Raw genomic sequence first — 23,054 nt, forward strand, 5'->3', positions numbered from 1 at the left:
GCGCCATGTGCATCGGCATCCCCATGCAGGTCGTCGCCGTCGAGCCGGGACACGCCCTCTGCGCCGGACGGGGCGAGCAACGACGCGTCCGGACCGCGCTGGTGACGGAGCCGGCGGTCGGCGACTGGGTGCTGGTCTTTCTCGACAGCGTCCGCGAGCGCATCGATGCGCGGCGCGCCAGCGAGATCAACGCCACGCTCGACCTGCTTGCGGCGGCGCAGGCCGGCGCCGCGAGCGGTGCACCGGCTGCGTTCGACCTTCCTTCCAGCGCCAGCGCGCAAAACCTCCTCGCTCTGTGCGGCCAGAAGCCGCCGCGCCTTGCCACCGAACTCACCGAAAGCCTTCCATGACATCCGAAATCACCGGCAGCCAAACGCTCGTCAACCTGCCGGTCCAGCCGCCGGAGCCCCGCCGCGCGAGCTCCGCCCTCATTGCGCGCCTGGTCGACGACTTCGGCGCGACATGGGTCGACGACCAGAGCATCGACGCCTGGTCCGCCCTGGGCGGTGACCGCGTCGTGCTGTTCGCAGGCGACTCCGTGCGCTTTCCCGAGGGTCAGGATGTGGCCGCCGTGCTGCCCGAGTTGCAACGCAGCTTTCCGGGCCGCTTTGCCGTGGCTGTGGTGCCGCGCGACCTGGAGGAAAAGGTCGCGCGCCGTTTCGGCTCGCAGCGCTGGCCCACGCTGCTGTTCCTGCGCGACGGCGACTACGTCGGCACAGTGTCGGGCATGCACGACTGGGAAGTATTCCTCCAGCGGGTGGAGAGCGCACTGGCGAGTCCGGTGACGCGCGCACCGACGATCGGCATCCCGGTGGTGAGCGCCACTGGCGCGGCCGCCTCCTGCCACTGAGGACCGCACGATGAAAGACTTCCCGATTCCCGTGCACACTATCGGCCCCGGCTCCCAGCCCGAAGAAGAAGAGCTCGCTTACATGGCGATGCCGCAGGGCATGGAAACATTTCGCGCACCTGTGCTGCCGGAACCCGAGGAAATCGCAGCCCACCAGCCGGCGCACGCTGCGCTGCGCGACGCGCTTGCGCAACTGGCCGTCGTTTGCCGCGAAGGCGGCACCCGCCGCATAGCGCTCGACGGTCTTGCACTGGGCGACCTTGCCCTTATCAACCAAGTGCTCGGCGAGGGCGAAGTCAGCGCCCTGGTGCGGCACGAGGGCTCGCCGCCACGCGAACTGCGCGCCCAGGAGTCGGTCTTCGCCGGCGTCTGGCGCGTGATCGGATCGGTCGAGGGCGTCGTCGCGACCGACTGCATCGAACTTGGCGCCATTCCCGATGCGCTGAAAGACATTGCGCGCGAAGACGTGGCGCCCGTCGTCCCGCGCTGGCCGGGGGCGTTGCCGCCCAACGTCCAGAACGCGCCGGCCGTCCTGGCCGAGATCGAGGACCATTGGCGCGCCTGGGCGCCGGGCCGCCCCACGCAAGTCATCAACCTCACGCTGCTGCCGATGTCGATGGAGGACATCGGATTCCTCGATCATCACCTGGGCACCGGCCGCGTGCTCATCCTGTCGCGCGGCTATGGCAACTGCCGCATCACGAACACGCGAATGCCGAACTGCTGGCGCGTCGTCTACTACAACTCGCAGGACGTGGTGATCCTGAACACAGTCGAGGTCGGCGACCTGCCCGAAGTCGCCCAGGCCGCGCGCGAGGACCTGGAGGACTCGCACGAGCGGCTGGCGGAGGTGCTGCAGTGGCTCGAGAGCGCATGACCGCCAGCAGCCCTGCACGGTTCGAGGGCAGCTATCTCGGCGACCGCGCGAAGCTGGGCGCCTCGGCACGGCTCGAATGCAAGATCTGCTGGTGGGTGTACGACCCGGCGCTCGGCGACGACATCTGGCAGATCGCCCCCGGCACCGCGTTCACCGCGCTGCCTCCCTACTGGCGCTGCCCGCAATGCGACGGCGATGCCGACCAGTTCATGGTCCTCGACGACGCGAGCCCGCCATGACCGGCGCCGGTGGCACCGGACACGCCGAGCTGACGCTGCGGACGCGGGCGCTCGAAGCAGCGTTCGCCGGCATCTCGCGCTCGCGCATGGCCGGCCTGCCCTTCATGAACACCGCACTGCAGGTAAAAGCGGTCGGCTTCGGGCTCGAACCGGCACGCCCGCGCGATGATGCGCAACACCGGCCGGATCCCCGGGCCGCGACCGGCATTCTGGTCACACCCTGGTTCATGAACCTGGTGTGGCTGCCGGTCGTGCGACGCGACACGCCCGCACTGATCGGCACGACACGCGTGCGCAACATCGGGCATGCGCAGTTCGCCTTCACGGGCTCGCACGAAGACGGTCTCGGGTCGTTCGAAGCCTGCTCGATGTTCTCGCCCATGTTCGAGTTCGCAACGCAGGCCGGCGCGATCGCCACCGCCTCGGCGCTGCTGGCCCAGTTGCGCCGGTGCGCGGACGCACCGCCCGACGCAGGCCCGGACTCCGCGTTGGCGGCGCCGGCACGGCGCGCCTTTCTGCTCGGGCGCACTACCACGCAGGAATACGCGCCATGAGCAAGGTCCTGACCCTCGGTGGCATGCTGCAGGTGCGGCCGGGGCTGCGACGCCCGCACACCCTCACCAGCAGCCGCCGCGCCCTCGCCGGCCTGTTGTTGACGGGTCAACCTGCGACCGCGGCACCGCGCATGCTGAGCAGTCTGTTCACCTTGTGTGGCCACGCCCACGCCTTGTGCGGCGCGCTGGCGCTGGCGGCGGCGCAGGGGCAGGAAGCATCCGCATCCTTTGCGCAGCTGCATGCGCTGCGATGGGAGACGGCGCGCGATCACGCGCTGCGCATCGGCCTCGACTGGCCGGTCGAATTGTGCGCGCCAGGCGCAACGCAGGCATCGGCCGACGACAATCGCAATCCGCTGCTGGACTGTCCGTGGCTGGCCGGCGCGGCGCGGTCGCACGGCGATGTCGATCGGGCCGCCTGGCTCTCGCATCTGCTGGGCACCTCGCCGAGCGCCTGGCTGGCACTGTGGGAACAAGAACCTGCCAGATGGCTCGCTCAATGGTGTGAGTGCAACCACGGTTGGCTGCCCGCATTGTTGCGCGCCTGCGCTCCGCTTGCGGTCGGCCCGTTGCTGCCCGCGGCGCCGCTGCGTCCGCACGCCAGCCCGGCGGACCTGCATGCTCTCGCGGCCGAAATGGGCACCACGTTCGACGCGACCGCGCCCACCTGGCGCGGCCAATGCGCCGAGACCGGAAGCTGGACTCGGCTGCACGACCTGCGCGCCGAACCGCCCAGGAACGCATGGGAACGGCTCGGCGCACGCATCGCCGAACTGGCACGGCTTTCCCTGCCGGACACGCCAAGCCGCAGCGGCGCAGCGTGGCTCGCCACGGGCGCATTGCAGACCGGTCCCGGCGAAGGGCTGGCATGGGTCGAAATGGCGCGCGGCCTGCTGCTCCATCGCGCGCGCGTCGAAGGACCGCCCGGTGACCGGCGCGTGGCCGGCTACGAGGTCGTGGCCCCGACTGACTGGAACTTTCATGCCCGCGGCGCTGTGGCGCATGCGCTCGAGCACATGCCCGCCGCGGGCAGCGAAGCGCAGGCGGCGGTGCGCATCCTGATGGCAGCGTACGATCCGTGCGTGCGCTTCGCTATCTAAGCGCACGCAGCGACCCCGGAGTACCACCATGCATGAAGCCAGTCTGGCCGGCGGCATCCTGAAACTCGTCGAAGACGCGGCGCGCCGGGAGGGATTCCGGCGTGTCACCGCGCTGCGGCTGGAAGCCGGACAGCTCTGTGGCGTGGAGACGCATGCCCTGCGTTTCGCGCTGGAGGCGATCGCACCTCGAACCTGCCTGGAGGGCGCATCGATCGACATCCACGAGCCGCCCGGCACCGCATGGTGCCTCCCCTGTGGCGCCAGTGTGGAGATCCAGCGGCGCGGCGATGCCTGCCCGCGCTGCCGCAGCCATCAGCTTCAGGCCACGGGCGGCACCGAGCTGCGCGTGCTCGAGCTGCAAGTCGAAGATCTATAAGGAGACCCACCATGTGTGTCGTTTGCGGATGCGCTGAAACTGAACACGAACACGGCCATGATCACGATCACGATCACGATCACGATCACGATCACGATCACGGGCACGACCATTCCACCCACGGCGACCTGCATTTCGGTTCAGGCGCGGCCCGCGTATCGGTGCCTGGCCTGAGCCAGGAGCGCACGATCCGGCTGGAAGCCGACATCCTCGGCGAGAACAACCGCATCGCCGCGCGCAACCGCAGCCACTTCGCCGCGCACGGCGTGAACGCGCTGAACCTGCTGTCCAGCCCCGGATCGGGCAAGACCACCCTGCTGTGCGCCACCATCGACGCACTGCGGGCGCGCCACCCGGGGATGGACATCTCGGTCATCGAAGGAGACCAGCAGACGAGTTTCGACGCCGAGCGCATCCGCGCGACCGGCGTGCCGGCGGTCCAGGTGAACACCGGCAAGGGCTGCCACCTGGACGCGCCGATGGTCGCGCATGCCTTCGCGCAGTTGCACAGCCACGCTCACGACCCCGCGCACGCTGGCGACCGCAGCCTGCTGTTCATCGAGAACGTCGGCAACCTCGTCTGCCCGGCCCTGTGGGACCTCGGCGAGGCCGCCAAGGTGGTGCTGCTGTCGATCACGGAGGGCGAAGACAAGCCGCTCAAGTACCCGGACATGTTCGCGGCCGCCCGGCTGATGGTGCTCACCAAGATCGACCTGCTGCCGCATCTGCGCTTCGACGTGGCACGCTGCATCGACGGCGCGCGCCACGTCAATCCGGCCATCGAAGTGATCCAGTTGTCCGCCACCAGCGGCGAAGGCATGGGTGCCTGGCTCGACTGGCTCGCCGGCGCGGACGACGACACCGGCCCGCTCGGCGCCTGAAGTCGATGCAACAGCCGCTTCCCGCCGTGCTGGCCTGCGGCGCATGGCTCAAGAACACCGCATGCCTGCTTGGGCATCGCCAGGCGCGCTGGTCTGCGCTGCACGGAGACCTGCAGGACCCGACAGCCTGCCGTCAACTGGAGGCCTCGCTGCGGGCGCTCGCGCGCGACGCACGTGACGCGCAGGCGCCGGTGGCCGCGCTGGCGCATGACCTGCATCCCGACTTCTTCAGCACGCGCATCGCCATCGCCCTGGCGCACGAGTGGGGCGTGCCGGCGATCGCCGTGCAACACCACCACGCACACATCGCGGCCGTGATCGCCGAACACGACCTGGACGAGCCGGTCATCGGCCTCGCCCTCGACGGCGTCGGTCTCGGCAGCGACGGCACGGCCTGGGGCGGCGAGCTGCTGCGGGTCGACGGCAACGGCTGGGACCGCCTGGGCAGCCTGTGGCCGCTGGCGCTACCAGGCGGCGATGTCGCGGCACGCGAACCCTGGCGCATGGCGGCGTCGGCCCTGCACGCGCTCGGTGCCGGCGACCGGATTGCCGACCGCTTCTCGCCGAGTGTCGGGCCTGCCTTGGCCGGCGGGGTGCAGCGCATGCTCGCCGCCGGGTTGAATTGCCCGCCCACGAGCAGCACCGGTCGCTGGTTCGACGCGGCGGCCGGCGCGCTGGGGCTGAGCGTGCGACAGGCCCACGAGGCCGAAGCCGCGATGGCGCTCGAGGCGGCGGCCGCACGCTGGCTGGCCGGGCACGCGGTCACAGCGACCGCCGCCTGGCCGGACGCCGGCAACCTGCGGCTGCTCGATCCGCGCCCGCTGCTTGAGCGACTGTTCGCCTGGCCCATGCCGCAACGTAACGCCGACGAGGCCGCGGCCTGGTTCCACCTGTCGCTGGCGCAGGGCCTGGCCGGCTGGGCCGCGGCCGCGGCACGCCAGGCCGGGTGCGGCACCGTCTGCCTCGGCGGCGGCTGCTTCTTCAACGCGATCCTGCGCATCCAGGTGACGCAGGGGATCCAGGCGCGCGGGCTTCGCGTGCTGTCGGCCGGCCATTCGGGTTGCGGCGACGCGGCCCTCGCGCTGGGCCAGGCCTGGGTCGCCGCCCACAGCCTGCGCGCCCGAACCTTCCTCACCCCACGAAAAGCCATGCCATGTGCCTAGCCATTCCCACTCAATTGATCGAACTGCGACCGGGCGCGCTGGCGCTGGTCGAGCTCGGCGGCATCCGCAAGGAAATCTCGGTCGCGCTGGTGCCAGACGCGGTCGTCGGCGACTACGTGATCGTGCACGTCGGCCACGCGATCGGCCAGATCGACCTCGAAGAGGCCGAGCGAACGCTGGCGATGTTCGGCGCGCTGGCGCAACGCGATGCCGAGAACGGAGCGACCCTGCCATGAAATACATCGACGAGTTCCGCGACGGCGCGATTGCAAGAAGGATCGCCGACCGCCTGCACGCCGAGGCGCTGCCGCAACGCCAGTACAGCTTCATGGAGTTCTGCGGTGGCCACACGCACGCGATCTCGCGCTACGGCATCAGCGAACTGCTGCCCGCGAACGTGCGCATGATCCACGGCCCCGGCTGTCCGGTGTGCGTGCTGCCGATCGGCCGCATCGACCTGGCGATCCAGCTCGCGCTCGAACACGGTGCCATCGTCTGCACCTACGGCGATACGATGCGCGTGCCGGCTTCCGACGGCCTCTCCCTGGTGCGCGCCAAGGCGCGCGGCGGCGACATCCGCATGGTCTACTCGGGCGCCGACGCACTCGAGATCGCGCGCCGCGAGCCGGATCGCGAAGTCGTCTTCTTCGCGATCGGCTTCGAGACCACGACACCGCCGACCGCGTTGACGATCCGGACCGCTCAGCAAGAGGCACTGAAGAACTTCAGCGTGCTGTGCTGCCATGTGCTCACGCCCTCGGCGATCACGCACATCCTCGAATCGCCGGAGGTGCGGCAGTTCGGCACCGTGCCGATCGACGGCTTCGTCGGGCCGGCGCATGTCAGCATCGTCATCGGCTCGGCGCCCTACGAGCACTTCGCGCAGGAGTATCGCAAGCCGGTCGTGATCGCCGGATTCGAACCGCTGGACGTGATGCAGGCGGTGCTGATGCTGGTGCGGCAGGTCAACGAGGGCCGCACCGAGGTCGAGAACGAGTTCACCCGCGCGGTGAACCGCGACGGCAACCTGCACGCGCAGGCGCTGGTCTCGCAGGTGTTCGAGTTGCGCAGCAGCTTCGAGTGGCGCGGCCTCGGCGAGGTGCCGTACAGCGCGTTGAAGATCCGCCCGGCATACGCTGGGTTCGATGCCGAACGCCGCTTCGGCCTCGGCTACCGGCCGGTGCCTGACAACAAGGCCTGCGAATGTGGCGCGATCCTGCGCGGCGTCAAGAGGCCGACCGACTGCAAGATCTTCGGCACCGTCTGCACGCCGGAGAACCCCGTCGGTTCGTGCATGGTCTCGTCCGAAGGCGCATGCGCGGCGCACTACTCGTACGGACGCTTCAAGGACATCGCGATCAAGGTCGAAGCGGAGGCGCAAGCGTGAACACCAAGAAGGACTACGTTCGCCCGCTCGACATCCGCCACGGCCGCGTCGACATGGGTCACGGCGCCGGCGGCCGGGCGGCCGCGCAGTTGATCGAGGAGTTGTTTGTCGCCGCGTTCGACAACGAATACCTGCGCCAGGGCGACGACGGCGCGACTCTGGCGATTCCCGTCGGCGCCAAGCTCGTGATGGCGACCGACGGCCACGTCGTCTCGCCGCTATTCTTTCCCGGCGGCGATGTCGGCTCGCTTTCGGTGCACGGCACGATCAACGACGTGGCGATGTGCGGCGCGACGCCGCTCTACCTCGCGGCGAGCTTCATCCTCGAGGAAGGCTTTCCGCTCGCCGACCTGAAGCGCATCGTCGAGTCGATGGCGGCGGCCTCGCGCGCGGCCGGCGTGCCGATTGTCACAGGCGACACCAAGGTGGTCGAGCAGGGCAAGGGCGATGGCGTGTTCATCAGCACCACCGGCGTTGGCGTGGTCGCGGCCGGCGTGCGCATCTCGGGCGCGAACGCGCGCCCCGGCGACGTGGTCCTGCTCTCCGGCTCGATCGGCGAGCACGGCGTGGCGGTGTTCTCGAAGCGCGCATCGCTCGACTTCGAGACCACGATCGAATCCGACAGCGCCGCCCTGCACGGGCTGGTGGCGGCGATGCTCGCGGCCTCGAACGGCGTGCGCGTGCTGCGCGACCCGACCCGCGGTGGCCTGGCGACGACGCTGAACGAGATCGCGCGCCAGTCGAACGTGGGCATGCTGCTCGACGAGGCGGCGATCCCGGTGCGGCCGCAGGTCGAGGCGGCCTGCGAGCTGCTCGGGCTGGATCCGCTTTACATCGCGAATGAAGGCAAGCTGATCGCCATCTGCGCACCCGACTCGGCCGACGCGGTGCTGGCCGCGATGCGCGCACACCCGCTGGGCTCGCAGGCGGCGCGCATCGGCAGGGTCACCGAAGACCCGCACCGCTTCGTGCAGATGGAAACGAGCTTCGGCGGCCGCCGCGTCGTCGATTGGCTGAGCGGCGAGCAGCTGCCGCGCATCTGTTGAGAGGCCATGCCGCATGATCGAGATGACGCACGCGCCGCTGCGCATCCTGCTGCTGTGCCACAGCTTCAACAGCCTGAGCCAGCGCTTGTTCTGCGAGTTGCGCGCGCTGGGCTGCGAGGTCTCGGTCGAGTTCGACATCGCCGATCGCGTCACCGAGGAGGCGATCGAACTGTTCCGCCCCGCACTGGTGATCGCGCCGTTCCTGAAGCGGCTGATCCCGGCCTCGGTGTGGCAGCGCCAGCCCTGCCTGATCGTGCACCCCGGTCCGGTTGGCGACCGCGGCCCCGCGGCGCTCGACTGGGCGGTGCGTGAAGACCACGCCGGCTGGGGGGTGACCGTGCTGCAGGCGAACGAGGCCTTCGATGCCGGCCCGGTGTGGGCCCACGCAGGCTTCGCGATGCGGGCCGCCGCGAAGGGCAGCCTTTACCGGCGCGAAGTGACCGGGGCGGCGGTCGATGCGGTCCTGCGCAGCGTGACGCAATTCGCGGCCGGCGGCACCGGCGGCGAACGGCCAGGCGAGCAAAGGGCCTCGATCTGGCGCGGCCCGCTGCGCCAGGCCGAGCGGCGCATCGACTGGTCGGGCGACACGACGGCCACCGTGCTCGCGAAGATCCGCAGCGCCGATGGCCAGCCCGGCGTCCAGGACCAGCTCTTCGGCCAGCCCTGCCACCTGTTCGATGCCCACCCGGCCACCTCGCAGGCGCTTGCCACGCCACCGCCCGGCGCTTTGATCGGACGCCGCGACGGCGCCGTGCTGCGCCGCACGACCGATGGGGCGGTCTGGATCGGCCAGGCGAGCCTTTCCGCGGCCTGCGGCGGCAAGGCTTTCAAGCTGCCTTGCGAACTCGCGTTCGGCGCCGCCTTCGAGGCGCTGCCTGCGCTGCCAGTGCCGCTGGAGCGGGCGAGCGACGAGTGGGGCGAGATTCGCTACCGTGAATTCGGCACGCCGGGCGCGCGCGTCGGCTGCCTGTCTTTCGAGTTCTACAACGGCGCGATGTCGACCGCGCAATGCCGCCGCCTGCTCGCCGCCTGGCGCGACGCCGCCAGCCGCGACACCCGCGTGCTGATGCTGCTGGGCGGCGCCGACTTCTTCAGCAACGGCATCCACCTGAACTGCATCGAGGCGGCGGCGCACCGCGAGGGCGACAGCGCCGCCGACGAATCGATGCGCAACATCGAGGCGATGGACGACCTTGCCGAAGCCGTCATCCGCACCACCGACCGGCTGACCATCGCGCTGCTGCGCGGCAACGCCGGTGCCGGCGGGGCTTTTCTGGCGCTCGCGGCCGACGAGGTCTGGGCACACCGCGGGGTGGTGCTGAACCCGCACTACAAGAACATGGGCAACCTGTACGGCTCGGAGTACTGGACCTATCTGCTGCCGCGCCGCCTCGGCGCCGAGGGCGCGATCGCACTGATGTCCAGCCGCCTGCCGCTGGGCGCGCCAGAAGCCCTGTCGATCCGACTCATCGACCGGTGCATGGGTGAAACCGCGACCGATCTCGAAGCGCTGGCAATCACCGAGGCGATGGCACTCGCCGCAGCGCACAATATCGACGATCGAATAACTGCGAAGGCACGGCGGCGCGCTGCTGACGAGGCAGCACGCCCTCTCGCCGACTACCGCCGCCATGAGCTTTCACGCATGCATCGCAATTTCTACGGCTTCGACCCGAGCTTTCACATCGCGCGGTACCACTTCGTCCACAAGCTGCCGACGGCATGGACGCCCCGGCACCTGGCCCGGCACCGCGAAGGCGTGAAGGCCGCGAGCCCCGGATGACGCCCGTGACATCGATGCCGACCGTTCTGGTCGTCGATGACGAGGTTCGCTCTCAGGACGCGATCCGTCGCACGCTCGACGAGGAGTTCATCGTGCTGACGGCCGACGATGCAGGCCAGGCCCGCCAGCAGCTCGAACGCCAGCCGGTCAGCGTGATCCTGTGCGACCAGCGCATGCCCGGCGAGACCGGGGTCACCTTCCTGAAGGAAGTGCGCGAGCGCTGGCCCGACACCGTGCGCATCGTGATCTCGGGCTATACCGATTCCGAGGACATCATCGCCGGCATCAATGACGCGGGCATCTACCAGTACCTGCTCAAGCCGTGGATCCCCGACCACCTGCTGAGCACCGTGCGCGAGGCGGCGGAAGCCCAGACGCTCCAGCGCGACATGAACCGGCTCGACCTGGAGCTGCGCACCAGCACGCCGGTACTGCGGCGCCGGGCCGCCAACAAGCTGGATCGGGCGCGCAACGCCTTCGACTTCGACCGCATCGAGCGCGCGGACGGCAGTCCGCTCGATGCGGTGTGCGAGTTGGCGGCACGCGTGGCACGCTACGACCTCAGCCTCCTGGTGCTGGGCGAGTCGGGCTCCGGCAAGGAATTGCTGGCGCGCGCGGTGCATTACGCCAGCCCGCGCGCGGCCGGACCGTTCGTGGTCGAGAACTGCGCGGCGATTCCCGATACGCTGCTCGAGTCGGAGCTGTTCGGCCACAAGCGGGGCGCTTTCACCGGCGCGTTCGATGACCACGTGGGACTGTTCCAGCGCGCCAACAGCGGCACCGTCTTTCTCGACGAGATCGGCGAAACCTCGGCGGCGTTCCAACTGCGCCTGCTGCGCGTGCTGCAGGAGGGCGAGGTGCGACCCGTGGGCTCGCCGCGCACCGTGCCGGTCGACGTGCGCGTGATCGCGGCGACCCACCGCAACCTCGAACAGCGGGTGCACGAAGGGCACTTCCGCGAGGATCTGTTCTACCGCGTCGCCTGCGTGACGATCACGGTCCCGCCGCTGCGCGAACGCGGTGGCGACATCGGGCCGATCGCTCGGCGGCTCGTGAGCGAGGTCGGCGTGGCGCTGGGGCGCCCTGGCGCCGCGCTCTCGGACGAGGCGATGGCCTGCCTCATGGCCTACCCCTGGCCCGGCAACATCCGCGAGCTGCGCAACGAGATCTCGCGCGCGGTGGCGCTCAGTGCCGACGATCTGATCGATGGCACCGCTTTTTCGTCGCGGGTCCTGCAGGGCCAGGCCGGGCGCACGGTCACGGCCGGCTCGACACCCCTGCCGGCCAGCGGTACGCTGGCCGAACGCCTCGATGCCATCGAGGCCATGGTGCTGCGCGAGACGCTGTTGCGGCACCGCTGGAACAAGACGCGCGTGGCCAAGGAACTGGGGCTCTCGCGGGTCGGGTTGCGTGGCAAGATGGCCCGCTTCGGGCTGGAAGGTTGAACCGATGGACAAGATGCCCCACTTCAATGTCCTGTGGCTGCAGTCGGGTGGCTGCGGCGGCTGCAGCATGTCGCTTCTGTGCGCCGACACGGCCGACTTCCACGGCCAACTGCGCGATGCCGGCATCAACCTGCTGTGGCACCCGTCGCTGTCGCTCGAAAGCGGCACCGAGTTGATCGACCTGCTCGAACGCGCCATCGATGGCCGCCTTCGTGTCGACGCGCTGTGCATCGAAGGATCGTTGCTGCGGGGTCCGAACAACACCGGCCGCTTCCATGTCCTCGCCGGCACCGGCATCCCGATGATCGACTGGGTCCGCCGGCTGGCTGCGACGGCGCGGCAGGTCGTCGCGATCGGCAGTTGCGCGGCCTGGGGCGGCATCACCGCAGGCGGGAGCAATCCGACCGATGCCTGCGGCCTGCAATACGTCGACGATCGCCCCGGCGGCCTGCTCGGCGCGGCATTCCGTTGCGCCAGCGGCTTGCCGGTCATCAACGTGGCGGGCTGCCCGACCCATCCGGGGTGGGTCATCGACAGCCTGATGGCGCTCGCCGCCGGCCAGTTTTCCGCTGCCGACCTGGACTCCTTGAACCGGCCCCGCTTCTATACCGACCAGCTGGTGCACCACGGCTGCACCCGCAACGAATACTACGAGTTCAAGGCCAGCGCCGAGAAGCCGTCCGACCTCGGCTGCATGATGGAGCACATGGGCTGCAAGGGCACCCAGGTGCATGCCGACTGCAACACACGGCTCTGGAACGGGGAAGGCTCCTGCACCCGCGGCGGCTATGCCTGCATCGCCTGCACCGAGCCGGGCTTTCAGGAGCCCGGCCATCCATTCCACGAGACGCCCAAGATCGCCGGCATTCCCATCGGCCTGCCGACCGACATGCCCAAGGCCTGGTTCGTCGCGCTGGCGTCGCTGTCGAAATCGGCCACGCCCAAACGCGTGAAGACCAACGCCACCGCGGACCATATCAAGGTGGCGCCCGCGGTGCGCAAGACGCGCCTGCGCTAGCGTGCCGCCATGACCCGCCTGCTGGTCGGCCCTTTCAATCGCGTCGAGGGTGACCTCGAGGTCACGCTCGACATCGAGGATGGACGGGTGTCGTCCGCGCGCGTGAATTCGCCCATGTATCGGGGGTTCGAGCAGATCCTGCAGGGAAAGCGGCCACATGACGCACTGGTCTATGTGCCCCGAATCTGCGGCATCTGCTCGGTGTCGCAGTCCGTCGCCTCGGCCCGCGCTCTCGCGGACATGGGCGGGCTGAGAATGCCGCCGAACGGCCAGCACGTGACCAACGTGATCCTCGCCACCGAAAACCTGGCCGACCACCTGACGCATTTCTACCTGTTCTTCATGCCCGACTTCACGCGAGCCGTGTATGCCGGGCGGACGTGGCATGCCGAAGCCCTGCGTCGGTTCGACCCGACCACCGGCGAGCAGGCGCGTCGGGCCATCGCGGCGCGGCAGCGCTGGTTCACGATGCTCGGCCTGCTTGCCGGCAAGTGGCCGCATACGCAGAGCATCGAGCCCGGCGGCTCCACGCGCGCGGTCGATGGCGCCGAGCGCACGCGCCTGCTGGCGCGTATCCGGGAGTTCCGGCGCTTCCTGGAGCAGCAGTTGTTCGCGGCGCCGCTGCAGCAGGTGCTGTCCCTCGCCAGCGCCGACGCGCTGTGGGCCTGGGATGCCCAGGCCCCCCTGCAGGGCGATTTCCGGATGTTCCTGGCCATCGCACGCGACACCGGCCTGATGGGCCTGGGTAGCGGCCCGGGCCGCTACCTGAGCTACGGCGCCTACCCCCAGCCCGACGGTGGGTTCGCGTTCCCGCGCGGCGTCTGGCATGCCGACGACGGCAAGCTCGGCGCGCTCGACGAGCGCAGCATCCGGGAAGACGCCACGCACGCATGGCTCGCGGACGACGGAGGCCCGCGCCATCCCGGAGACGGGCTGACGATACCCGCTGGCGACAAGCCGGGCGCCTACACCTGGAACAAGGCGCCCCGGCTCGACGGCCAGGTGGTGGAAACCGGCGCGATCGCGCGCCAGCTCGCCGCCGGGCATCCGCTGGTGCGCGAGATGGTGGGCCTGCATGGCGGCACCGTGTTCACCCGGGTCCTGGCACGCCTGCTCGAACTCGCCCGAGTGGTGCCCCTGATGGAGCAGTGGCTGCTCGCGCTGCGGCCCGGCGAACCTTACTGTGTCAGCGACGCCGTCCCCGACGAGGGCACCGGCATCGGCCTGAGCGAAGCGGCACGCGGCAGCCTGGGGCACTGGATTTCGGTGCGCCGCGGCCACATTGCGAACTACCAGATCGTCGCACCCACCACCTGGAACTTCTCTCCAAGGGATGCCGCCGGCACGCCCGGCGCGCTCGAAAGCGCGCTCGAAGGTGCCCCGGTGCGCCAAGGCGAGACGACGCCCGTGTCGGTGCAGCACATCGTCCGCTCTTTCGACCCGTGCATGGTCTGCACCGTCCACTGATGCCGCCGCGCCGTACCGAACGCCCGAAGGCGGCGCCGAAAGGCGTGGACGATGCTACCTGGCTCGACGTGATCCAGAAGATGGACGAGGTCTACTCGCAACTGGTGCATGACGAGATCGAGCTCGAACAGAAGAACGACGAACTCGAGCAATCGCAGCAGTTCATCTTCAGCATCCTGTCGGCCATGTCGGATGTGCTGCTGGTCTGTACCGAAAATGGCGAGATCGAAGAGACGAACGCGGCGCTCTGCGAACTGGTCGGCCGCAGCGACATCGAACTGCGCGGTACCTCCCTGCTGGCCTTGCTGGCGGACGCCGACAGCATCGCGCGGGCCCAGGCGGTTCTGGTGAACTCCAGCCCCACGCGCCGCGGCGAGACCATCGAGCTGAATCTGTCGGCTGCCGATGGAAGCAGCGTGCCGGTCGACGCCAACTGCACGCCGCGTGTCACGCCTTCGGGCCGTCGCGTCGGCACGGTATTCGTCGCCCGACCGACGGCCGAGTTGCGCCGCGCCTACCAGGAGCTGCGGTCAGCACACGATGCGCTGAAGCAGACCCAGCAGCAACTTCTGCACTCGGAAAAGATGGCCTCGCTGGGCAGGCTTGTCGCGGGTGTCGCGCACGAACTCAACAATCCGATCAGCTTCGTGCTGGGCAACGTGCACGCGCTGCGACGCTACAGCGAAAAGCTGCGCACCTACATGGCAGCCGTGCATGCCGGGCAGAATCTGGACGCGCTGCTGGAGTTGCGCACCCAGCTGCGCATCGAGCATCTGCTCGACGACCTGCCGTCCCTGATCGAGGGCACGCTGGAAGGAGCGCAGCGCACCGCGGCCATCGTGAACGGCCTGAAGCGGTTTTCGGCGATGGATCCGGAAGAGCGGACACGCGTCGACCTCAATGAAGTGGCCGAACGCGCCATTCTCTGGGTGTCCAAAGGCTCATCGCGGCCCCTGCAAGTCGACTGGCAGCCCATCTCTCCGTGTGTGGTCGAAGGAAGCCCCGGACAACTGCAGCAGGTCGTGATGAACCTGATCCAGAACGCCGTGGATGCGGCCAGCACGTCCCAGCCGCCGCGCCCGCCGCATCTGTGGATCCAGGCCCGGGCAGGGCCGAAGGGCAACGTCCTCACCGTGCGCGACAACGGACCTGGCATCGCGCCGGAACTTCTGTCGCGCATCTTCGATCCGTTCTTCACCACCAAGCCGGTCGGCAAGGGCACCGGTCTCGGCCTGTCCATCAGCTACGGGATCATCGAGCAGCATGGCGGAAAGTTGAGCGTTCGCAATCATCCGGAAGGCGGCGCGGAGTTCACTGTCGAACTGCCCGCCGCGAACTGACGGCGCTGAAGCCTTTCCGCCAGGCGCGGTTCGCCCACCTGGGGTCGCGATGTTGCCGCCCTTCGTCCCTGCACTGCGGACCTCGGTGGCGCAATCGTGCTGTAATCTCAGGACTTGCGAAAGTCAAGGCAGACCGGGTAGCCCAAGCGCAAATGGCGCAGGTGGCGAGGCACATGGCGCCAGCCCGGACTGCAAAACGGAATGCGAATCCCAGGTCAAACTCTCTTGTTGAAGGCAAAGCTCGCACTCCCGCCTGTTCAGCCGATGAGCTTGTCGCGTCCGCGGCTGCTTGATTTGATGTCCGGATCACTGAAGCGGCCGTTGACGCTTCTCTGCGCTCCAGCGGGATTCGGCAAGACCACGTTGCTCTCGGCCTGGGTCAACGAGACCGTGGATCGACCTGCCGTGGCGTGGCTGGGCTTGGACGAAGACGACAGCGACCCGGTGCGCTTCTTCGACTACCTGCGAAGTGCCTTGCAAGGTGCCGATCTCGACGTGGGAGGCACAGCGACGGCCCCCCTCTCCGGGGCAGGGTCGCCCAGCCCGAAGGACCGAATGGCATCGTTGCTGGACGATCTCACCGAACTGGACCACCCAGTGGTACTGGTGCTAGACGACTACCAAGCGATCGACAACCCGGAACTCGATGCGGCGCTGACCTTTCTCGTCGAGCACCTGCCAGAGCATCTGCGCCTGATCGTCGCGACCCGCAAGGATCCGCAGTGGCCGCTTTCCCGATGGCGTGCTCGGCAATGGGTCGCCGAGGTCGGAATCGACCAGCTGCGATTCACGCCAGACGAAGCAATGGCCTTCCTCGTGCGGAGCATGGGGCTGGCACTCGACACCGAATCGGCTCGGACGCTTGCAGCCCGCACCGAAGGCTGGGTGGCAGGGCTTCAGATCGCTGCGCTCTCGCTGCAGCGGCACGTGCAGTTGCAGGGAGAGGCGAACCTGGCACAGGTCGCCGCTGCATTCAGTGGTGAGCACAGGCACGTGATCGACTACCTGGCAACCGAGGTCATGCGCCAGCAACCTCAGATGCTGCAGGACTTCCTGCGGAAAACCTGCATCCTCGATCGCTTCTCTGCTGATCTTTGCGACGCGGTCACCGGGCGCACCGACAGCCGGCACATGCTGGTCCAGGTGGAGCGCGCCAACCTCTTCTTGCGGCGGCTGGATGACCAGGGCCGCTGGTTCCGGTATCACCAGCTGTTGGCGGATTTTCTTCGCGAAAGCCTTGCCGAGTCGGAGAAGATCGAGTTGCATCGTCGAGCCAGCGCTTGGTTCGAATCTCACGGGATGGGAAAGGACGCGATCAAGCACGCGCTCGCGGCCCGCAGCGACGTGGATGCAGTGCGGCTCTTTCGCAGTCTCGTGGAGGACATGCTCGCCCGTGGCGAACTGCCCACGCTGCTGGCATGGCTCGACATGCTGCCGACGTCCCTTGTGCGTCGACATCAGGACCTTGCGGGGTATCAAGCGTGGCTTCTGTTCATGAGTGGCCGCACCGTGGAAGCCGAGGAGTACTACGCTTTGACCAGCGCGCCGAATGTGGCGGAAAGCTCCCAGGAACACAAGGGCATCCTGTTTGCACTCCAGGCCTTTTTCGCGATCACGTCGGACAATCCGGCCCGTGCGATCGAGCTGTCGCGCCAGGCGCTGGATCAGCTGGGAAACAGCACCTCGTTCTTCCGGGTTTGGGCTCTTTTCTACCAGGGGCTGGGTCTGCTGCGCACCGGCCTTCCGAAGCCGGCCACCGAAATGCTGCGGCAGGCTCTCGAGCTGGGATGGGCCTTCGGGCATCGCATGACCGCGCTCGACGCGCTAGCCCATCTTGCACCGTTGATGAGCGCTCAGGGCCAATTGCGCGAGGCGCAGTTGCTCTGTCACGCGTCGCTGGAGCGTTGTTCGCCTTCTGACGAAGCGCAGGCGCCGATCAGCGGCCTCATCTTGGTACCGATGGGCATGCTGGCATTTGAACGCAACGAACTTCAGGGGGCGGTTGAATCGCTCGAAACAGGTGTCGCGCTATGCAGGCAGCTTGGCAATCTGTACCACACGCTGGCCGGAGAATGTTCCCTCGCCAAGGTCCACCATGCACGCGGTGCGCGTGAGCAGGCGTGGAACGCATTGGCGGCGGCCCAGGATCTGGCAGATCGCTCGCGCAACCCACGGCGCCAGCGCATGGTGAGCATCGCTATCGCGGACCTCCAGCTTCGCGAGGGCAACGTCGCCGCAGCGAAACAGACCTTCGAGGAGATTCGCACCGCTGTCGAATCATCTGTCGAGGGTCAACTCCTTCACGCTCGCCTGCTGCTCGCAAGCAACCATGCGCTTGCCGCGCTTCGCATGCTCGGCGCGGTCGAGGTGTCATGTCGAAGCCAGGGGCAAGCCGGCATGCTCGTCACGGTCCATGTGCTACAGGCGCTGGGGCATCGCGCCAACGGCGGCCGAGCTGCAACGCTCGAACATCTCGAGAAGGCCGTGTCATTGGCAGCTTCGGGCGGCTATGTTCGCCCGTTCCTCGACGGGGATGCGGCGTTGGCCGGACTGCTGCGCCAAGTGAGCAGCGCCGCTCCGGCATTCGTCAACGGCCTGCTCGAACAATTTCGTCTTCCCTCGGAAGAAAACGTTGTCGTGGCGAACACGGCAGGGCTCACCGCGACTCAACTCGAGGTGCTGCGCCTGGTCAACCAAGGGCTTGCCAACCAGCAAATCGCGACGCAACTCGTGATCACGTTGGGTACGGCCAAGTGGCACGTCAGCCAGATCTTCGAGAAGCTCGGCGTGCGCAATCGCGCGCAGGCGATCACCAAGGCGCGCCAGTTGAAGCTCTTGTAGGTGTTTACCCTGGGACGGGCGTCCAACCTATCTTTCGACAGGTGGCGGATAGGCGAAATTTCGCTGCCGGATCACTAAATTCTGCTCTCGCGGCGACGGTGGGTCGTTGCAAGAACAGGAGATACGGATGTCAGAGCCCAGGGCCAGCGACACGCGCGGCGATGCCGAGTCGCTGAAGTGCGACTTGCTCGTGGTCGGCTCCGGTGCCTCAGGCCTGGCGGCCGCCGTGACGGCCGCGTGGCATGGCCTCAAGGTCGTGGTGGTGGAAAAGGAAGCCGTCTTCGGCGGTGCCACGGCCTGGTCGGGCGGTTGGATGTGGGTTCCTGGCAATCCACTCGCCAAGCGCGCAGGTATCCATGAAGACCCGCAGCAGCCGCGAACCTATCTTCGAAATGAACTGGGCGCGCGATATGACGCCGCGCGGATCGATGCATTCCTCGACAACTGCCCGCGCATGGTCGCCTTTTTCGAGGAACATACCGCCCTGCAGTTCGTCGATGGGAACGGAATTCCCGACATCCACGGGAACGTGGCAGGCGCCGGCACACAAGGCCACCAGGTCATCGCCGCGCCATACGACGGCCGCGAACTCGGTCCGTTGGTCGAGCGCTTGCGCAAGACAATGCGCGAAACCTCGTTCCTGGGCATGCCGATCATGGCGGGCGCCGATCTCGCGGCCTTCCTGAACATGACGCGTTCGCTGAAGTCGCTGCTGCACGTGAGCAGACGCTTCATCCGGCACCTGATGGACCTGGCGCTGTATGGGCGCGCGATGCAATTGGTCAATGGCGTCGCGCTCATCGGCCGGCTGGCGAAGTCGGCCGAGAAATTGGGCGTGACACTCATCGAATCGGCCCCTGCAAAAGGCTTGATCGTGGAGGACCGCGCAGTGCGCGGTGCCATCGTAGCCGCGGCACGAGGCGATATCGAAATTCGCGCGGCCAAAGGCGTGGTACTCGCGGCAGGGGGATTCCCCCATGACGCGCACCGCCGCAAGGCGCTGTTCCCTCGCACACCGACCGGCGAAGAGCATCTCGCGCTGCCGCCCACCGCATGCTCTGGTGACGGTATCAGCCTCGGCGAATCGGCAGGCGGTTGCCTGGTGACGGATCTCGCGTCACCTGTGGCATGGGCGCCGGTGTCGCGGGTTCGACACGTCGACGGCAGCGTCGGGCACTTCCCACACATCATTGATCGCGCCAAGCCTGGGCTGATTGGAGTGCTGTCCGATGGCAAGCGATTCGTGAACGAAGCCGATGGCTACTACGACTACACCGCCGCTATGGTCGCGAGAGTGCCCGAAGGTCAGGAGGTGGCGTCGTGGCTGATATGCGATCACCGCTTTCAGAGGCGCTATGGCCTCGGCCATGCGCGGCCATTTCCGATTCCCGTGGGACCTTCCATCCGCAACGGCTATCTGCAGCGAGCCGACGCCCTCGAAGACCTTGCAAAGCTCTGCGGCATCGACGCCACGGGCCTGGTCGAGACCGTCAGGCGCTACAACACGCACGCACGCCGGGGCGAGGACCCCGAGTTTGGCCGTGGCTCTACACCCTACAACCGCAAGCAGGGCGACCTGGAACACGAGGGGCCGAATCCGTGCGTCGCACCGATCGAGCAAAGACCGTTCTATGCCGTGAAAGTGCTCCCCGGCAGTTTCGGAACATTCGCCGGCCTGAAGACGAACGGGACGGCGCAGGTGCTCGACCGCAGCGACATGCCGATCGCCGGCCTGTACGCAGTCGGGACCGATATGGCCAGCGTGATGGGCGGCCACTACCCATCGGGCGGCATCAATCTTGGGCCCGCCATGACGTTCGGATACATCGCAGGCCGCCACGCGGCAGGCTTCGAACATTCACAACACAGCATGAGGAACAGCCAGTGACCACGACAGAACTTCCCATTCAGACCGCCATCGTCACCGGTGGCGCCCGCGGCCTGGGGCTCGGCATCGCAAAGCGGTTGGCCTCTGAAGGACGCAGGATCATTTTGTGGGATCTGGACTTCGAGAACTTCGCCACATCCCAAGCTGGCTTCGAACCGTTGTTGATGCAGCAGGTCGATGTGGCCGATCTCGAATCCGTAGTGAAGGCCTTCAATGAGGCCTTGTCGACGGCCGGACGTGTCGACATCCTGGTCAACAATGCGGGCATCAACGGCCCCATCGCTGCGACCTGGGAGTACCCCGTCGACCAGTGGCAGCGCGTGCTCGACATCGACCTGACCGGTGTCTTCAACTGCTGCCGAACGGCCATCCCGCATCTGATCGCGAACGGCTACGGTCGCATCGTCAACGTGGCATCGATCGCCGGCAAGGAAGGCAATCCGAACGGAAGCGCCTATGCCGCAGCCAAGGCCGGGGTGATCGCGTACACGAAATCGATTTCGAAAGAACTCGCGCAATCCGGTGTGCTAGTCAACTGCGTGGCACCGACGATGGCGGAGACCGACCTGCTCAAGCAAATGACGCCCGAGTTCATCGCATCGATCAAGGCGAAGATTCCGATGCGGCGATTCATGGAGATCGAGGAACTCGCGGCAATGGTCGCGTGGATCGCGAGCGCGGATTGCAGCTTCACGACCGGCTTCACCTTCGATCTGACGGGTGGGCGGGCAACATACTGACAGGCATGGCTGGCACGTCGAGCGGACAAAGCCTGCGCAATTGTTTGCTCAAGCGCCTGAACTCCGCGCTGCCACCCGAACTCTCGCATCAACCATGACCAAAGAAATCAAACTTCAGCACATCTCTCTGGCCAACCTCACAGTAGGTCGCACGGCGCAGACCGAATTGATTCGGGCGGCAGCCGGGGCGGGATTCGGCAAGGTCGGCTTGTCGATCATGACCGCGACCGCACAGCCGCTGCAGCATGAAGTCATCGGCCGGCCCGATGTGATCCGGGAGATCAAGGCCGCATCCAAGGACACAGGTGTCGGCGTCTTCGACGTGGAGGCCTTCGTCCTGTCCCCGCAAACCGATATCGAGCGATTCAGGCCTGCGCTGGAGCTCGGGGCCGAACTTGGCGCAACGCACATCTCTTCGATCGGTACGGAGTTTGCGGGCGGCGCGACCTTCTTGTCGAGGGAAAAGCGCATCGACCTGTTCGGACGCCTGTGCGACGAGGCCGCCCAGTTCGGACTCACTGTCGGCGTCGAGTTCATGATGTATCGCGACATTCAGACCTGGCAAGACGCCCTGCAGATGATCGTCGCGGCGGGCCGCGCGAATGCCGGCCTGATCCTGGATGTCTTGCACTTCTTCCGCGCCGGTGCGGCGCCGTCCGATCTGCTGCAGGTGCCGGCGGAGAGAATCGCCTACGCGCAGCTGTCCGACTGCGTCGCAGCGCCCTTGCCGGTGGAGAAGCTGGCCACGGAAGCGCGTTCCTCCCGGCTGCACCTTGGCGAAGGCGCGATACCGCTGCAACAGATACTCGATCTGCTCCCGGCCGGCCTTCAATTGGTCATCGAGACACCCGTAGGGGCCGAAGCCAATTCCTCGACGTTTCAGCGGGCCAAGTCGGCCGCTAAGCACACGACGGACTTCTTCCACGCGTATGCCTGCGCGCCACGTCACCTGACCGCACCACATCCCTAAGTCAATTCAAGAACCTCAACGCACCGGAGACAACAATGGTCATTCGCACACCACACAGTTCAATGCAGTCGATCCTCAGAGGGGTCGCAGCCACGCTTGCCTGCGGGCTGGCCCTGCTGGGGAGCCCTGCGCAAGCCCAGATCAGGGACCACAAGGTCAAGCTGGCATTCGTCACGGCCGCTGACACCGGTGCTCTCAACGGCGTCGACAAGTTCGTGGAACTCGTGAAGCAAAGGAGCAACGGCAAGATCGATATCAAGGTGTTCCCCAACGGCACACTCGGAGGCGATGTCCAGATGATCTCGTCAATGCAGGGCGGCACCATCGACATGGGCGTGATGGGTACCAATGCGCTTGTCGGCGTCGTCAAGGAATTCGGACTTCTCGACTTCCCGTTTCTGTTCGACAACGAGAAAGAAGCCTCCGGCCTCATCGATGGGCCCGTGGGCAAGCAGATGTTCGACAAGCTCGCGGCCAAGGGCGTGGTGGGCATGCCGATCTCGGCCTTCGGATTCCGGCATCTTCACAACAGCAAGCGGCCCATCAACAAGGCGGAAGATGTCCAGGGATTGAAGCTGCGCGTTATCCAGAGCCCTGTGTACGTCGATCTGATGGGTGCGCTTGGAGCCAATCCGGTGGCCATGTCTTTCACGGAGGTCTACAACGCGATGGAGCAGAAGGCCATCGACGGAATGACCAACACCGCGCTGATCGCGTCGAGCATGAAGGCGTACGAAGTGCAGAAATACATGTCGCTGACAGCACATATGTACAACTACATCGTTCTGCTTGTCAGCGGCAAGACCTGGGATCGGTTCAACGACGACGAAAAGGCGCTGATCATCCAGGCCGCGACGGAAACGAAGGAGTTTCAGCGCAAGAAGATTCCCGAATACACCTCCCAGGCATTGGCGGAGCTTGCGAAAAACGGCATGGTCGTGAACGAGGTGCCGAGTGCCGAACGCACCAGGCTGCGCGAGAGAGCCAAGCCGGTCGTCGACAAGTACGCCGGCGTCGTGGGCGAAGCGCTGGTCAGGGAGGCCAACGCCGAACTGGCAAAGATGCGCAAGTAATCGACTGGACCTCCAT

At 67.1% G+C, this 23,054-nt stretch carries 22 protein-coding genes; all 22 read left to right on the forward strand.

Annotation, left to right across the window (positions count from 1 at the left end; translation table 11 throughout):
* Positions 1-5 precede the first annotated feature (5 nt).
* Complete coding sequence (locus AC1DYK_RS15355) at positions 6-350, forward strand: HypC/HybG/HupF family hydrogenase formation chaperone (RefSeq protein WP_478167119.1); 345 nt, start codon at positions 6-8, stop codon at positions 348-350.
* Positions 347-850 carry a hydrogenase gene (locus AC1DYK_RS15360; RefSeq protein WP_478167120.1) on the forward strand — a complete coding sequence of 168 codons (504 nt, stop codon included), beginning with the start codon at positions 347-349 and terminating at the stop codon, positions 848-850. The genes AC1DYK_RS15355 and AC1DYK_RS15360 overlap by 4 nt, the downstream gene beginning before the upstream one ends.
* Before the next feature lie 10 nt (positions 851-860).
* Positions 861-1,727, forward strand: a complete 867-nt coding sequence (locus tag AC1DYK_RS15365; protein ID WP_478167121.1) for a hydrogenase expression/formation protein — start codon at positions 861-863, stop codon at positions 1,725-1,727.
* Positions 1,724-1,966, forward strand: coding sequence for a rubredoxin (locus tag AC1DYK_RS15370; protein WP_478167122.1), 243 nt, complete (start codon positions 1,724-1,726; stop codon positions 1,964-1,966). Before AC1DYK_RS15365 ends, AC1DYK_RS15370 begins: the two co-directional genes overlap by 4 nt.
* The gene (hybE, locus tag AC1DYK_RS15375; RefSeq protein WP_478167123.1) at positions 1,963-2,520 is read left to right on the forward strand and encodes a [NiFe]-hydrogenase assembly chaperone HybE; all 558 of its coding nucleotides are present in this window, start codon (positions 1,963-1,965) and stop codon (positions 2,518-2,520) included. The genes AC1DYK_RS15370 and hybE overlap by 4 nt, the downstream gene beginning before the upstream one ends.
* A complete protein-coding gene (locus AC1DYK_RS15380) occupies positions 2,517-3,620 on the forward strand; it encodes a hypothetical protein (protein WP_478167124.1) in 1,104 nt (367 codons plus the stop codon). Before hybE ends, AC1DYK_RS15380 begins: the two co-directional genes overlap by 4 nt.
* A gap of 28 nt (positions 3,621-3,648) precedes the next feature.
* Complete coding sequence (gene hypA / locus AC1DYK_RS15385) at positions 3,649-3,996, forward strand: hydrogenase maturation nickel metallochaperone HypA (protein WP_478167125.1); 348 nt, start codon at positions 3,649-3,651, stop codon at positions 3,994-3,996.
* A gap of 11 nt (positions 3,997-4,007) precedes the next feature.
* Complete coding sequence (hypB, locus tag AC1DYK_RS15390; RefSeq protein WP_478167126.1) at positions 4,008-4,877, forward strand: hydrogenase nickel incorporation protein HypB; 870 nt, start codon at positions 4,008-4,010, stop codon at positions 4,875-4,877.
* A 5-nt stretch (positions 4,878-4,882) separates the two neighbouring features.
* Positions 4,883-6,040 (forward strand): Kae1-like domain-containing protein, encoded by a 1,158-nt coding sequence (locus tag AC1DYK_RS15395; protein WP_478167127.1) that lies wholly within the window; start codon positions 4,883-4,885, stop codon positions 6,038-6,040.
* On the forward strand, positions 6,031-6,276 hold the full coding sequence (locus AC1DYK_RS15400) for a HypC/HybG/HupF family hydrogenase formation chaperone (RefSeq protein WP_478167128.1): 246 nt from the start codon (positions 6,031-6,033) through the stop codon (positions 6,274-6,276). The genes AC1DYK_RS15395 and AC1DYK_RS15400 overlap by 10 nt, the downstream gene beginning before the upstream one ends.
* Entirely contained in the window at positions 6,273-7,427 is a 1,155-nt protein-coding gene (gene hypD, locus AC1DYK_RS15405; protein WP_478167129.1) for a hydrogenase formation protein HypD, read from the forward strand. The genes AC1DYK_RS15400 and hypD overlap by 4 nt, the downstream gene beginning before the upstream one ends.
* Before the next feature lie 53 nt (positions 7,428-7,480).
* Entirely contained in the window at positions 7,481-8,473 is a 993-nt protein-coding gene (gene hypE / locus AC1DYK_RS15410; RefSeq protein WP_478167161.1) for a hydrogenase expression/formation protein HypE, read from the forward strand.
* 13 nt (positions 8,474-8,486) lie between these two features.
* A complete protein-coding gene (locus AC1DYK_RS15415) occupies positions 8,487-10,256 on the forward strand; it encodes an enoyl-CoA hydratase-related protein (RefSeq protein ID WP_478167130.1) in 1,770 nt (589 codons plus the stop codon).
* Positions 10,253-11,701, forward strand: a complete 1,449-nt coding sequence (locus tag AC1DYK_RS15420; RefSeq protein WP_478090871.1) for a sigma-54-dependent transcriptional regulator — start codon at positions 10,253-10,255, stop codon at positions 11,699-11,701. The genes AC1DYK_RS15415 and AC1DYK_RS15420 overlap by 4 nt, the downstream gene beginning before the upstream one ends.
* A 4-nt stretch (positions 11,702-11,705) precedes the next feature.
* Positions 11,706-12,719, forward strand: a complete 1,014-nt coding sequence (locus AC1DYK_RS15425; RefSeq protein WP_478167131.1) for an NADH-quinone oxidoreductase subunit B family protein — start codon at positions 11,706-11,708, stop codon at positions 12,717-12,719.
* A 9-nt stretch (positions 12,720-12,728) separates the two neighbouring features.
* Positions 12,729-14,186, forward strand: a complete 1,458-nt coding sequence (locus AC1DYK_RS15430; protein WP_478157719.1) for a nickel-dependent hydrogenase large subunit — start codon at positions 12,729-12,731, stop codon at positions 14,184-14,186.
* Positions 14,186-15,526 carry a sensor histidine kinase gene (locus AC1DYK_RS15435; RefSeq protein ID WP_478157781.1) on the forward strand — a complete coding sequence of 447 codons (1,341 nt, stop codon included), beginning with the start codon at positions 14,186-14,188 and terminating at the stop codon, positions 15,524-15,526. The genes AC1DYK_RS15430 and AC1DYK_RS15435 overlap by 1 nt, the downstream gene beginning before the upstream one ends.
* Before the next feature lie 228 nt (positions 15,527-15,754).
* A complete protein-coding gene (locus tag AC1DYK_RS15440; protein ID WP_478167132.1) occupies positions 15,755-18,367 on the forward strand; it encodes a winged helix-turn-helix domain-containing protein in 2,613 nt (870 codons plus the stop codon).
* A gap of 127 nt (positions 18,368-18,494) precedes the next feature.
* Positions 18,495-20,255 carry an FAD-dependent oxidoreductase gene (locus AC1DYK_RS15445; RefSeq protein ID WP_478167133.1) on the forward strand — a complete coding sequence of 587 codons (1,761 nt, stop codon included), beginning with the start codon at positions 18,495-18,497 and terminating at the stop codon, positions 20,253-20,255.
* Positions 20,252-20,995 carry an SDR family NAD(P)-dependent oxidoreductase gene (locus AC1DYK_RS15450; RefSeq protein ID WP_477650329.1) on the forward strand — a complete coding sequence of 248 codons (744 nt, stop codon included), beginning with the start codon at positions 20,252-20,254 and terminating at the stop codon, positions 20,993-20,995. The genes AC1DYK_RS15445 and AC1DYK_RS15450 overlap by 4 nt, the downstream gene beginning before the upstream one ends.
* 94 nt (positions 20,996-21,089) lie before the next feature.
* Positions 21,090-21,965, forward strand: a complete 876-nt coding sequence (locus tag AC1DYK_RS15455; RefSeq protein WP_477650328.1) for a sugar phosphate isomerase/epimerase family protein — start codon at positions 21,090-21,092, stop codon at positions 21,963-21,965.
* Positions 21,966-22,000: 35 nt separating this feature from the next.
* Positions 22,001-23,038: a DctP family TRAP transporter solute-binding subunit gene (locus AC1DYK_RS15460; RefSeq protein WP_478157717.1), complete on the forward strand. Its 1,038-nt coding sequence runs from the start codon at positions 22,001-22,003 to the stop codon at positions 23,036-23,038.
* Positions 23,039-23,054: the final 16 nt, after the last annotated feature.

The organism is Variovorax sp. P2_H12, from assembly GCF_056403395.1.